General features: G+C 48.8%; 12 protein-coding genes. 8 read left to right on the forward strand and 4 right to left on the reverse strand.

Annotation, left to right across the window (positions count from 1 at the left end):
• Positions 1-62 precede the first annotated feature (62 nt).
• The 7 genes from C9J03_RS13510 to C9J03_RS13540 all read left to right on the forward strand — a co-directional run bounded on the left by C9J03_RS13510 (position 63) and on the right by C9J03_RS13540 (position 6,646).
• Entirely contained in the window at positions 63-641 is a 579-nt protein-coding gene (locus C9J03_RS13510; RefSeq protein WP_107291721.1) for a DNA-3-methyladenine glycosylase I, read from the forward strand.
• A gap of 145 nt (positions 642-786) precedes the next feature.
• Entirely contained in the window at positions 787-1,710 is a 924-nt protein-coding gene (locus C9J03_RS13515) for a cation diffusion facilitator family transporter (RefSeq protein ID WP_044621455.1), read from the forward strand.
• A 149-nt stretch (positions 1,711-1,859) separates the two neighbouring features.
• Positions 1,860-2,246, forward strand: a complete 387-nt coding sequence (locus C9J03_RS13520) for a hypothetical protein (protein ID WP_044621454.1) — start codon at positions 1,860-1,862, stop codon at positions 2,244-2,246.
• A 291-nt stretch (positions 2,247-2,537) separates the two neighbouring features.
• Positions 2,538-3,872: an N-succinylarginine dihydrolase gene (astB, locus tag C9J03_RS13525; protein WP_044621453.1), complete on the forward strand. Its 1,335-nt coding sequence runs from the start codon at positions 2,538-2,540 to the stop codon at positions 3,870-3,872.
• 243 nt (positions 3,873-4,115) lie between these two features.
• Positions 4,116-4,496: a hypothetical protein gene (locus C9J03_RS13530; protein WP_044621452.1), complete on the forward strand. Its 381-nt coding sequence runs from the start codon at positions 4,116-4,118 to the stop codon at positions 4,494-4,496.
• On the forward strand, positions 4,493-5,980 hold the full coding sequence (locus C9J03_RS13535) for an LruC domain-containing protein (RefSeq protein ID WP_231580592.1): 1,488 nt from the start codon (positions 4,493-4,495) through the stop codon (positions 5,978-5,980). The genes C9J03_RS13530 and C9J03_RS13535 overlap by 4 nt, the downstream gene beginning before the upstream one ends.
• Before the next feature lie 144 nt (positions 5,981-6,124).
• A complete protein-coding gene (locus C9J03_RS13540; RefSeq protein WP_044621451.1) occupies positions 6,125-6,646 on the forward strand; it encodes a DUF2058 domain-containing protein in 522 nt (173 codons plus the stop codon).
• Positions 6,647-6,719: 73 nt separating this feature from the next.
• On the opposite strand, the gene C9J03_RS13545 is transcribed toward C9J03_RS13540, so the two are convergent.
• Together C9J03_RS13545 and C9J03_RS13550 are read right to left on the reverse strand one after the other, a co-directional pair.
• A complete protein-coding gene (locus C9J03_RS13545) occupies positions 6,720-7,640 on the reverse strand; it encodes an alpha/beta fold hydrolase (protein WP_044621450.1) in 921 nt (306 codons plus the stop codon).
• The gene (locus C9J03_RS13550; RefSeq protein ID WP_044621449.1) at positions 7,591-8,562 is read right to left on the reverse strand and encodes a LysR family transcriptional regulator; all 972 of its coding nucleotides are present in this window, start codon (positions 8,560-8,562) and stop codon (positions 7,591-7,593) included. Before C9J03_RS13550 ends, C9J03_RS13545 begins: the two co-directional genes overlap by 50 nt.
• 262 nt (positions 8,563-8,824) lie before the next feature.
• Here C9J03_RS13550 and fabG point away from each other — a divergent pair, with 262 nt between their 5' ends.
• Positions 8,825-9,559, forward strand: a complete 735-nt coding sequence (gene fabG, locus C9J03_RS13555; protein WP_044621448.1) for a 3-oxoacyl-ACP reductase FabG — start codon at positions 8,825-8,827, stop codon at positions 9,557-9,559.
• 491 nt (positions 9,560-10,050) lie between these two features.
• Here the strand turns inward: fabG and C9J03_RS13560 are convergent, their stop codons facing one another.
• Both C9J03_RS13560 and rbsK read right to left on the reverse strand, forming a co-directional pair.
• On the reverse strand, positions 10,051-11,055 hold the full coding sequence (locus C9J03_RS13560) for a substrate-binding domain-containing protein (RefSeq protein WP_044621447.1): 1,005 nt from the start codon (positions 11,053-11,055) through the stop codon (positions 10,051-10,053).
• 44 nt (positions 11,056-11,099) lie between these two features.
• Positions 11,100-12,020, reverse strand: a complete 921-nt coding sequence (gene rbsK, locus C9J03_RS13565; protein ID WP_044621961.1) for a ribokinase — start codon at positions 12,018-12,020, stop codon at positions 11,100-11,102.
• Positions 12,021-12,155: the final 135 nt, after the last annotated feature.

The raw sequence follows: 12,155 nt of genomic DNA on the forward strand, positions 1-12,155 counted from the left end.
AAAATTCAGGATTATCACAGCATATTATGTCACAGAGTAAGGGCCATAGATAAGGAGGGGTGATGGAGACGGGTGTGTGCGATTGGGCGATGAAGCAGCCTATCGAGCGGGAATACCATGATCGAGAGTGGGGAAGAGTAAATAAATCAGATAGATACTTGTTTGAGTTTCTAACCCTTGAAGGAGCCCAGGCGGGACTCAGCTGGTACACCATCCTCAAAAGACGTGACGCTTACAGGCTGGCTTTTGAGGAGTACGATTTGTCTAAGCTGGCAAATTTTGATGAAGATCACGTGGAAAAAATTATTTCCACCTACGACGTTATTAAGCACAGAGGGAAAATTAGCTCGGTATTTAATAATGCACGTGCTACACAAGCACTAATTATCGAGTACGGATCCTTGGCTGACGCATTATGGCAATTTGTCGATCACAAGCCAGTGATCAATCACTGGCCGTCAATGGACGATATTCCCACCTCTACCGATGCTTCAAAGAAAATGAGTCGCTTTCTCAAAAAGAGAGGGTTCAAATTTGTTGGGGAAACGACCTGCTATGCCTTTATGCAAGCCGTTGGCATGGTTAACGACCATTTAGTCTCCTGCCATTGCCACCAACAAGTTATCGAAGAGCAGGAATGATTCGGTATCGATAGCTTTGGCCTATTGCAGTAATAGGGAAGAGAAACTGGTTTGTCTGTCAGAGGACGCGTATTATATGCCACTTTCGTTTATCCTGGCTGTGTGAGGTGGCTTGGGTAATTTAACCTTGTAAGAAGTTGGGATAATGGCTGAAAATCCGGTAAAAATAATTCACCGTGCAACGTGGATTGGATCAATCGTCAATGTCAGTTTGGCGGTTTTGAAGATCACAGTAGGTAAAATTACAGGCAGCCAGGCGTTGGTTGCCGATGGCGTGCACAGCTTTTCTGATTTGATCACAGATACCGCCATTTTGATTGGATCGCGTTACTGGACAGCTCCTGCCGATGAAGGCCATCCTTATGGCCATGGTCGGTTCGAAACTTTTACCAATATCTTTATCGGTATTTTGCTGCTAGTCGTTGGTATTGGTATCGGCTGGGATTCGTTGTCTGCACTGGGGCATGAAGCCAATGCGACCCCGGGTATGCTGGCTTTCTGGGCGGCGATTGCCTCAATTGTCGTCAAAGAGTTACTGTACCGCTGGACCGTTATTCAAGCCAAGAAAATCAATAGCCGCTCTCTCCATGCCAATGCCTGGCACCACCGTACCGATGCGCTGAGTTCTCTGCCTGTCGCCGTCGCTGTTGTGGCGAATTATGTTTTTCCTGATTTGCATTACCTCGATCAAGTTGCGGCACTCATCGTAACGGCGATGATCCTCAAAGCGGCGTTTGAAATTCTGTGGCCTGCTATCTTGGAGCTGACCGAGGCACAGGGAGATGATGGTATTGAGGCTAAGATCCAAGGCTATGCCAGCGAAGTACCTCAGATCAAAGAAGTGCATGCTATCCGCAGCCGACGCACTGGTAGTACAATTTTGTTGGACTTCCATATGTTAGTGCACCCAGATATGCGAGTGGAAGATGCCCATACCGTCAGTGAAAAATTCAAGTCGCACATATTGTCTCAGATTGATGAGCTGGTTGATGTGATTATCCACATTGAGCCATACACTTGTGCCGAACGGGTGATCAATCCGTGTTGCGAAGATAAGAGTTGTGATTAATTTGCCTTGCGGCAGGTGACAAAAAAGGTCAATTCTTAAAAACGAGATGGTGTAACAGTTACGCGCTTAGCTATCTTCAAAGAAGTCACTCGGTACCAGTTACCCGGCAGCAATGTTGCTGCCGGGTATGGCCGGGAAGGAGATGTGCCATGCCGTTAATTCGAATCAAATCCTTGCCTTTCGCCCAGGAAGTGAGTATTCCCGCCGCCCTTGGTGTTCTTTCCAAAACGCTTGCTGAAACCAGTGAGATCGACTTGAAACATGTTATGGTGACATGGGATTATCTCCCTCCCCATCACTATGCCCACAATGGCCGCGTGGTTGACTGCCAGCCAGACCGAACCCACCCCTTGTTGGTGCACCTTGTTGCACCCAACTTCAATACCGAAGAGCAGGTTGCCACTATGCTGGAAGTCATAGCGGATACATTGGCGGATATCTTGCCGGTTGCGAAGGAGAATATCTTTATTAATTTTTCCCCTGCTTACAGTGATGGTATTTACGATGCGGGACATGTTGTCGAGTGGGATGATTAGACATATTTTATGATGATCCAGCGCACATTTTAATCAAAAGGCCGCTGGTTTAAAGCCCGCTTTTTTTGAGTCTAAAGCGCGTAAATATGTTCATGATCTTAGAGAAAGTGGATATGACGCCTTTATTCCAGGAAAGATCCCGCTGCCAGGACCTCCCTGTGTTTGCATAGCCATGCCGTAAGAAGCCATTTCTATCTTTTGAGCTGTCCTGATCAGCGCTTTGTGCTGAGCTTGTTATAAATGTAGTGGTTTTGTTATTGTTTGGCTGTGGTAATCAAACATGGAATGTCTATGAGCGCAGTTGAAGCAAATTTTGATGGCCTAGTTGGCCCTACTCACAATTACAGCGGGCTGTCTTTCGGTAATGTCGCTTCGGCGAAGAACCAAGCGACCCCCTCGAACCCTAAGCAGGCTGCCTTGCAGGGACTGGCCAAGATGAAGGCCCTGTCCGATATGGGGTTGGTACAGGGGATACTTGCACCGCAGGAGAGGCCTGATATTGCCACATTACGCCGTTTAGGCTTTAACGGCAGCGATCAAAGCGTATTGGCCGAGGCGGCGAGACAGGCACCGAAAGTGCTTGCTGCTTGCTGCTCCGCTTCAAGTATGTGGACGGCCAATGCGGCAACGGTTTCGCCTTCGGCTGACACCATGGACGGGAAAGTCCATTTTACACCAGCGAACCTAATCAATAAGTTCCACCGATCAATCGAGCATGAAGTAACAGGCCGGATCCTGACAGCGACTTTTGCTGACGATAACTATTTTGTTCATCATCCGGCCTTGCCGAGTGTCGAGCATTTCGGTGACGAGGGGGCGGCCAACCATACCCGCTTTTGTCATGATTATGCCCAACCGGGGGTAGAGTTCTTCGTCTTCGGTCGCCATGCCTTCGACGGTCGTTTTCCCAAGCCGACAACGTATCCCGCCCGCCATACCTTTGAAGCCTGTGAAGCGGTAACAAGATTGCACCAACTTGATAGTGACAAGGTGGTGATCGCTCAGCAGAACCCAGAGGTGATAGACCAGGGGGTGTTTCACAATGATGTGATTGCCGTCGGTAACCGTAATGTGTTGTTCTGTCATGAGCAGGCATTTTTGGACCAGCAGGCTGTGTATGATGAGCTCAAGCTTAAATTGTCGGGTGATATGCGCATTATCGAGGTCCCTACCAAGAGCGTTTCGATTGAAGATGCCGTCACCAGTTATTTGTTCAACTCCCAGCTTGTCACTATGCCTGACGGCAAAAATGTACTTATTTTACCTGAAGAGTGTCGCAACAATCCGCGAGTCTGGGCCTACCTGGAGCAACTTTTGTCCGATAAGCAGGGCATTGACGATATCAAAGTGTTCGACTTGAAGCAGAGCATGGCGAACGGTGGTGGACCTGCCTGCTTGAGGTTACGTGTTGTATTGACTCAACCGGAGTTGGCGGCGGTGAACCCAAGCACCCTGATGTCCGATGCGGTGTACGGCCGGCTTTGCCAATGGGTGGAGGCGCACTATCGCGATCGGTTGGTTGAGGCTGACTTGGCAGATCCTTCTCTGCTGGTCGAATCACGCACGGCCCTTGACGAGCTAAGCCAAATCCTTGGCTTGGGCTCGGTCTATCCTTTCCAGCAATAATGCGTAATGAAGCAGCACATTTTTGTGCTGCTTTTTCCAGCCCGAGCTCCTGCAAACTCTTACACATTGTTTTTGAAACATTTTATCTATCAGGAATATTCATTTTGCATCTTCTTTTGCAGAAAATGAGTTAACTTGCAAGAGAATTGGTCTTAATGGTTATTAAGTTACTGATATAGAGCAAAAATAGAGTTGGCATGAAACATGGTTGAGTTGCCCTGTTGATGATATGGGGTAAACGAGATGAAGTATTGTTATCACTTATTGGTTTTGCTGGTTCTCGCAGGATGTGGAGGTGGGGACGACGGCACTTCGTCTCAATCCCAGCAAGAAAAGCCAACCACAACACTGCTTGGTGAAAATACAGTGCCTACGGATGCTAGATTTCAGCAGTTTGAAACTTATTTATTTGAAATAAACCCTGCGGACTTTGAATTCTCCGGCAACCGGCTTTACCTCAAAGTTTACCTCTCTTCCGGCAATACCTTGTACCTGGGCCAAATCGACAAGCAAGCTCTGTTCGCCTTTCCGATATCAGTGCCGGTTAAGGAGCAGGTGGTTAGGTATGACTTGTTCAGTGACTTTGCGGGTGACAAAGCTGTCACAGGGGAGAGCACGCTATGAATAAAGCACTATTGATGTATTTTGCAGGGGCGATATCGATGCTGTCTCAAGCGATGGCCGCTGAGCAATCCATTTTGCTCAAAGATACTGTGTCTACTCAGGGAAGTGGCAGTATTGATTTGTTTAACGCTCTGATACAGCAAAATAACCCGACGGCTGCAACCTTGGAAAACTTGCGGGCTGAGAATAATAATAGCTTGGTATTGGCGGTTGATGTCAATGAAGCAGCAAACGGCACAGAGAAAGCCTCGAGCCAAGGTGTCGCCGTTGAGTCAGTTACTTTGACGGTCGTTTCTGACGGGAATACCTTTACCTTTACTGATTTTTCCACCCCGACTCAAAGCTTGTTGGCGAAAGCCGGGCAAACGGATCGGACTCTTTTTTATACCCTGATTGGCAGAACGGGCTCCTCTTCCCTGACGTCGAATACTGGATGGGAGGGGACGTCGTTTGACGCGGTACTGACGATTCCTGTTAATGTCTCGCTGGAGAATGCCACGTCAGTAGTGGTGGAGATTACCTTTCTGGAAACCAATACTTCTTTGGGTGACCCTGAAGCCTTTTATGATTTTACGGCAGGGCCTGAAGATCTTGCTATGCTGAGTCAAACAGATGCTGCAACTCTTACCGAAGAAGCCCCTGGACAAGATGAGGCGCCTTTGGTGATCACCCAGAATCAAATAGGCAGTGAGACTGATTCGTGGGTGTATTACCCTTCTTCCGTGGAGTATTACGTGGCAGCCTATGAGGATAATTACCCGGTTAAGAGCGACTATGATTTCAATGATTTGGTCGTGGGCTATCGCGTGGGTTATGGGATGACAGGGCAGCAAGTGACCTCATTGATTGTTTATGGTTATATGATTGCGAGGGGATCAGGTTATACCCACGATTGGCATTTGCACATTGGCTTGCCGGATGCCGCATCAGGCACTGGTACCCTGAACCTATTCAAGCCGGACTCTGCCGAACAAGAAAGTGGCTACCCGCAAACATTCTCCCTTACGGGAAGTTTTGACAAGCGCCTGCTGCAGGGGACGAAGTCGTTAATGAGGAGCCCCAGCTCGGAATTTGCCAATACAGAAATCGATATCGACTTGATAAAAGGCCATAAGTTTAGTGTTGCCTTTGATTTTGATACCCCTATCGAGATTTCAAGCATCTCTTTACCTCCTTATGACCCTTACTTGTATGTACAAAACACCGGTTATGAAATTCACTTACCCGAGTATGCTTCTCGGTTAGGCAGTTCTGTGAATAACGCAGAGGCCATTGGTGGTTTCAAGAACGAGCAGGGTTACCCATTTGCCATTATTATTCCTGAAGATTGGGAGCCGCCCCTCGAGCGGGAGGATTTGGGCGGCGTATACACGACTTTCCTAGAGTTTGTTACCAGTAATGGCGAGCAAGAGGACGCCTGGTATAACGCTCCGGCACAAGACAAAATCAAGCAGATCGGCAAGGCCTTTTGGAAATGGGATTAAAACACGCTTTTATGGTGGAAATTGTCCAATGACTTGACCTTAAACTGATTGCGCAGGGATAATATGGCACAACCAATAGGCTAAGGGTTTAACTTGGCCTGTTGGTTTACCTGTTTAACTAAGATTGCCCGTGACGGAGTCGAAATGGCGAAACTATCCCTTCAAGAGCAGATGCTAAAAGCTGGTCTTATTGACAAGAAAAAACTGAAGAAAGCGGGCAAGCAGTCCAAAAAATCCCGTACTCTGCGTAATGAAGCCAAAGCGGCTGTTGAAGCCAACAAAGCAGCCCAGTTGGAGCAGGATAAAGAGCTGAACCGCCAGAAGCAGGATGAGGCCAACAAGAAAGCCATCGCTTCTCAGGTCAAGCAGTTGATCGAAATGAACAAACTCGAATTGGCTGATGGCGATATCGGTTATAACTTTACCGACGGTACTTTGGTGAAGAAGATTTATGTCGATAAGCCGACACAAGACCAACTGGTGAGTGGTCGTTTAGCGATTGCCCGTTACCTTGAGAGCTATGCCGTGATCCCAGGCGTGGTTGCAGACAAGATTAGCCAGCGCGATGAAGAGACGATTATTGTCAACAATACTGTGTCTGAGCAGGAAGTTGATGAATATGATCCATACGCAGATTTCCAGATCCCAGATGATCTAATGTGGTAACGGTTTGATTCTTAGTGATTGATAAAGCCCAGCATTGCTGGGCTTTTTGTTTTCAGCTGTTTCCTCACAATCATCATTGTGGGTTAAGGAAGTCAGAGATATGCCGGTAAGTCGCTGCGCAATGCTCTGAGACCAGATCCTCCAAGTTTAGGAACGCGTGTGTCATGTCGTCGAAATGTTGATGGGTACTTTCTACCCCTAGTATCTGCAAGCGTTCGAAATACCGCTTTCCCTCGTCTTGTATCGGGTCAAACCCGGCTGTTATGAGTGTGGTTGCGGGGTGGTTACTGGGTAACGCCCCAAACAGTGGCGAAGCTTCATGGCGGTTTTCACCAAGCTGGAAATATTGGTCGAAATACCATTGTATTTTAGCGGTTTCCAAGATAAAGCCTTCACGGTAGTCAATTAATGACTCGCAGGAGAAGGTGTAGTCGAGGCTAGGGTATATCAAGACCAATTTGTCTACGCTATCAGGATTGCGCTGGGCCAGCGTTGCAGCCAATGCCCCGCCTGCCGAATCGCCTGCCAGAGAAATAGTTGGCTCAAAGGCGATAGGTAAGGGCTTTAGCGTGTTAATCATTTCTTCCAGGCCCATGATGCAGTCTACAAGGCCTTTGGGATAAGGGTGCTCGGGGGAGAGCCGATAATCAATTGTCACAACAATGTGCTGGCTATGGTGGGCGAGGCGGCGGCTTATCGGATCATAGACCTCAATGCTGCCACACATATGGCCGCCACCATGGATAAAGAGCAATATCGGCAACTCATGCTCTGGCGATGGGTGGTAAATTCGGCATGGAATTGACGTGCCGTGGATATGGGTATCAAATACTCGGCTGATATCCACCCGTGATGTAACAAATTGCTGGGTAATGGTTGCTAGCCCTAACCGGGCCATTTCTGGGGTCGGCGGTATGCCAAGTTGTTTAGCCTCTGCAAGCGCATCATTGAATGATTTTAGCCATATCTGAAGGCTTGTTGGCATGTCGGCCATGAGAGCTTCCTTGTTGTTTTAGCCGTTTAATTTCGGGGACTCGCTCAATCAGGTAATCCTTGAAATTGGCGCAGCGAGCCGGCATATACTTTCGTGGTTTGAAATAGAGGTTGAGCTCAAATTGGCTGCTGACGTAATTCTCCAAAACCGGCTGCAAGGTCTGCCGGCTGAGCTCTTGGGAGATCAAACTGATCGGTAAGTAGGCGATCCCGCCGCCGTTAATTGCGATATTTTTGAGGATCTCGCTGTCATCGGCCTCAACCGTTTGGGGGATCTCTACCGTTGAATACTCCCCGTCGAGTTCGAAGATCCACCGGTTGCCACCAACCAGCGTGCTGGCATACAGGCAGCGGTGATGCTTGAGATCATCGGGGACAACTGGCTTGCCGTTTTTTTCTATATAGTCCGGCGAGCAGCATGCCATCAGGGGCTCCCTTAGTAGCGACCGCTTCACCAGCAGGCTGTCTTTGTCTTGAAATCCGCGGTAGGTGGCATTGGCACGAATGGCAAAATCGACATCGTGGACATGATCAACCTCGAAGGCCGTTTCCAGGACGACAAAGTTTATCGAAGGGTGAAGCTGGAGGTATTCGCCGATGATTTGGCTGAGGTAGTGCTTGGCAAAGAGCGGCGTACTGGCAATTTTGATGGTCCCTCTGTCTTCACTGCTCATGTTTTGGACTTCGTTGAAGACATCATCTATCTGGGTGTGCAATAGGCTGAATCTGTCGAATAGCCGTTGCCCAGCTTGGGTAGGGGTGATTTTCCGTGTTGTGCGCTTGAGTAAACTCACCCCCATTTTCTCTTCCAGTTCATTTAACCAGCGGCTGGCGGCGGAAGGAGAGATGTTGTTGTGCTTGGCCGCTTCGCTGATCGAACCGGTTCTGACAACATGAAGAAAGAAGACAACCTTGTCCAGCATGTGCACCCCCAAAATCCATTTACCCCCATATAGTTATAGCAAAAAAGTGCCGAAAAATGATGACAGCATAGTTATATCGCCAAATGACGTCCCATATTCGCAAATGTGATTTGCATCAATGTGAGTAATTGTTTGGGGGGAATCTTCTAAAATACCAGAATACAGTGAGTTGTGTTGCCCGTCACAACTGCAGGCACTCGCTAATACCAGTTCTAACCGTTTAGATGTCAACAGTTTGGTATTCATTAAGGGGAATATAAAAATGCTAGAAAATAAAGTGTGTATCGTGACAGGTGGTGCCCAAGGTATTGGCCGCTGCATTGTTGAAACCTTTGCCAAGCAGGATGCGCTGCAAGTATATGCTTGCGACATGAACTTAGCTGCAATGGCTGACTTGGAAGCAAAATACCCGAATGTAAAAGGGGTTGAGTTGAATGTTTGCGATCGCACCAATATTGCTCAATTTGTGGAAAAGGTGAAGTCGGAACACGGCAAAATTGATGTTCTCGTTAATAATGCGGGTGTGACACGAGATAACCTGATAGAAAAAATGACTGAGGAAGATTGGGATCTGGTCTCGGATGTCAACCTCAAGGGCGTGTTCAACATGACCCAGGCCATTGCACCCGTGATGATTGAAGGTGGCTCGGGGTCAATTATAACCATGTCTTCAGTGGTCGGTACTGATGGTAATATTGGCCAGTCTAATTATGCGGCTACTAAAGGTGGCGTGATTGCCATGACCAAAGGATGGTCGAAGGAGTTTTCTCGCAAGGGGGCCCAAGTCAGGGCCAACTGTATTGCTCCTGGGTTTATCGAAACTCCAATGACTGTCGATTTACCGGAAAAAGTGCTGGACTTCATGCGGCAGAAAACACCGTTAGGCCGGATGGGCAAACCGCAAGACATTGCCAACGGTGCCTTGTTCCTAGCGAGTGACAACTCGGCCTTTATTACCGGCCAAACTTTGAAAATTGATGGTGGGTTGGTGATTTAACTTATTCGCTTCAGGTAACGTCACAATCCCCTGCGGTACGGCAGGGGATTTTTTATGCGCGGTTATTAAATCTGTTGCGCCGGTAATGCCGTGTCGCCCGCCGTTGGGCTATTTCAGATCAAAAGTGGCAGCTAAAGAAATCATTCTCCCATTGATTGGATAGGGATGAACGGAGCAAGCGAAGTTTAATCCAGTGCGTAATGCTATTTAGCATGATGTTGTCCTTTAGCCGGGTTGAACGGGCTGTTGGGTTGAGAGCCAAAGATATACCGTGAAAACTTGGCTTACAGTTGTACGCTGAATGGGGCGCTTGGTCAATAAAATAGTGTTCACTATTTATAAACAGATCATTTAACTAATATTAATCACTATCAAAATGGTAACGGCGGATGCCTAATTTGACGGGCAGAGGAGTAGGAAGCGGAAATAGCGACTTGCAGGAGATAAAAGAGCCCACGAGACTGGGCTCCGTTGTTAGTGTTGAAGGTACATTAGTGAACGCGCTTGACGCTATCGCGTTCTACCAGTGTCGGTTCGAGTTGGATCACCGTATTGGTTTCGTGCTTGTTCTGGATCTTGTCGAGCAGGATATCGACGGCTTGTTGCCCCAATCGGTGTTTGGGCTGGTGGATTGTCGTTAGTGACGGGGTAATGTACTTGGCCAGCTTGATATCGTCGTAGCCAACAATTGATAGATCTTCCGGTACGCGAAGTCCTTTTTTGCTGGCGGTGTTGATCACACCCATCGCCATCATGTCATTACAGACGAACAGGGCTGTTGGTAGTTCACCCCTGGCAAATACTTCATTAAAGGCGATTTCCCCGCCTTCACACTCGAAGTTGCCCGAGGCAATCCACTTCTTGTTGACTTCCAATCCGGCTTCTTCCATCGCCTGCACATACCCCGACAAGCGCTGCTGGGCGGTGAGTTTATCAAGCGGGCCGGTTAGGCAGCCAATTTGGGTATGTCCTTGGTCGATGAGGTGTTTGGTCGCCAGATAACCGCCATGGTGCGAGTTATCCTGGATTTTATCGCTCGGGAAATCGATCGGGCCCCAGTCCATCACCACGGTTGGTACCGGTTGGTGGCGAGAAAATAGATCGAATGCCTGACCGTCAACTTCGCTGCACATCAAAAGCAGTCCATCGACCCGTTTTTGCAGCAGGATATCGAGGCTGTCACGCATACGGGCTAGATCGCCTTCGGTATTGCACAGGATCAGGTTGTAGCCTTGCTCGTAGCAACGGCGCTCGACCCCTTTTACCACCTCGCCGAAAAAAGGGTTGGTCGAGGTGGTCACGAGCATACCGAAAGTACGGGTGTGGTTAACCTTAAGGCTTCGCGCCAAAGCTGACGGGGCATAGTTCAGCTCTTTCACTGCCGCCATGACACGGGTAGAAATGTCTTCACTGACAAAGCGGGTTTTATTTAGGACATGGCTAACCGTAGAAGTCGAGACTCCTGCGAACTTTGCTACATCTTTGATTGTCGCCATAGGCTCTCCCTGAACCGTGCCCAGGCGGGCACGGTACCAATTACTTACTGGTGCTCAATAAGAAAACGTTCCACTTCACGGCGGTGTGGAATAGAGGTTTGAGCACCCATTCGAGTGACTGAAATCGCGGCAGCAGCATGGGCAAAACGAATGGCGTCATCCATCGCCTTGCTTTCCTGCAGGCCGGTCAGCAGCGCACCGTTGAAGGTATCGCCGGCAGCCGTGGTATCTTTGGCATCGACACGGAAGCCCGGTACTTGTCTGCCTTGGCCGTTCTCGCTGACCCACACACCTTGGCTGCCCAAGGTGATCATAACGTGCTTGATGCCTTTCTCGTGCAGGGCATCGGCGGCCTGTTGGGCGCTGGTAGTGTCTGTCACCTTGATACCGGTTAGCAGTTCTGCCTCAGTCTCGTTAGGCGTAATCATATCAATATGTTGCAATAAGTCATCCGATAATGGCTGGGCAGGGGCTGGGTTTAGTACCACACGAGTCCCAGCTTGCTTTGCCACTTTTGCTGCCGCTTCGATGGTCGCCATCGGGGTTTCCAGTTGCATCAGCAGCGTATCGGCCTGCTTGATCAGGTTGTGGTGAGGCTCGATGCGAGCCGGGCTCAGGCAAGCATTGGCTTCGGCCGATATAGCGATACTGTTTTCTCCGGTTGCCGCCACTTGGATCATCGCAATACCGGTAGGCATATCTTTCTCAATCATCACGCCATCGGTATTCATGCCTTCTCTGGCAAAGGTGTCACGCATCTCGTGGCCGAAGCTATCGTCACCGACACAGGCGATAAAGGCGATATCGGCACCCAGGCGGGCGGCCGCTACTGCCTGGTTTGCCCCTTTCCCCCCGGGGATCACACAGTAACTGTGGCCATGCAGTGTTTCTCCCGGACGAGGAAACGAAGCAACTTGCAGAACATGATCGGCGTTCACACTGCCAAGAACGACTAATTTATTCATATTGGGACCTTTTTCATTCTCATTGGCCAAAATGTATGGCTTAGCAGTTGGCAAAAAAGATAGTTGCTAAGCGATAGATTCTGAACACTTCTAGGTTGTTGGGAGGCAGGATATAACCTGAAGATCTGTTATATC

It is taken from the genome of Photobacterium gaetbulicola, from assembly GCF_003025515.1.
GTDB lineage: Bacteria > Pseudomonadota > Gammaproteobacteria > Enterobacterales > Vibrionaceae > Photobacterium > Photobacterium gaetbulicola.

What these genes read in the sequence shown, in the direction of transcription:
- C9J03_RS13510 (WP_107291721.1), top strand. Translation starts at nt 63, where the DNA reads ATGGAGACGGGTGTGTGCGATTGGGCGATGAAGCAGCCTATCGAGCGG.
- C9J03_RS13515 (WP_044621455.1), top strand. Translation starts at nt 787, where the DNA reads ATGGCTGAAAATCCGGTAAAAATAATTCACCGTGCAACGTGGATTGGA.
- C9J03_RS13520 (WP_044621454.1), top strand. Translation starts at nt 1,860, where the DNA reads ATGCCGTTAATTCGAATCAAATCCTTGCCTTTCGCCCAGGAAGTGAGT.
- astB (WP_044621453.1), top strand. Translation starts at nt 2,538, where the DNA reads ATGAGCGCAGTTGAAGCAAATTTTGATGGCCTAGTTGGCCCTACTCAC.
- C9J03_RS13530 (WP_044621452.1), top strand. Translation starts at nt 4,116, where the DNA reads ATGAAGTATTGTTATCACTTATTGGTTTTGCTGGTTCTCGCAGGATGT.
- C9J03_RS13535 (WP_231580592.1), top strand. Translation starts at nt 4,493, where the DNA reads ATGAATAAAGCACTATTGATGTATTTTGCAGGGGCGATATCGATGCTG.
- C9J03_RS13540 (WP_044621451.1), top strand. Translation starts at nt 6,125, where the DNA reads ATGGCGAAACTATCCCTTCAAGAGCAGATGCTAAAAGCTGGTCTTATT.
- C9J03_RS13545 (WP_044621450.1), bottom strand. Translation starts at nt 7,640, where the DNA reads ATGGCCGACATGCCAACAAGCCTTCAGATATGGCTAAAATCATTCAAT.
- C9J03_RS13550 (WP_044621449.1), bottom strand. Translation starts at nt 8,562, where the DNA reads ATGCTGGACAAGGTTGTCTTCTTTCTTCATGTTGTCAGAACCGGTTCG.
- fabG (WP_044621448.1), top strand. Translation starts at nt 8,825, where the DNA reads ATGCTAGAAAATAAAGTGTGTATCGTGACAGGTGGTGCCCAAGGTATT.
- C9J03_RS13560 (WP_044621447.1), bottom strand. Translation starts at nt 11,055, where the DNA reads ATGGCGACAATCAAAGATGTAGCAAAGTTCGCAGGAGTCTCGACTTCT.
- rbsK (WP_044621961.1), bottom strand. Translation starts at nt 12,020, where the DNA reads ATGAATAAATTAGTCGTTCTTGGCAGTGTGAACGCCGATCATGTTCTG.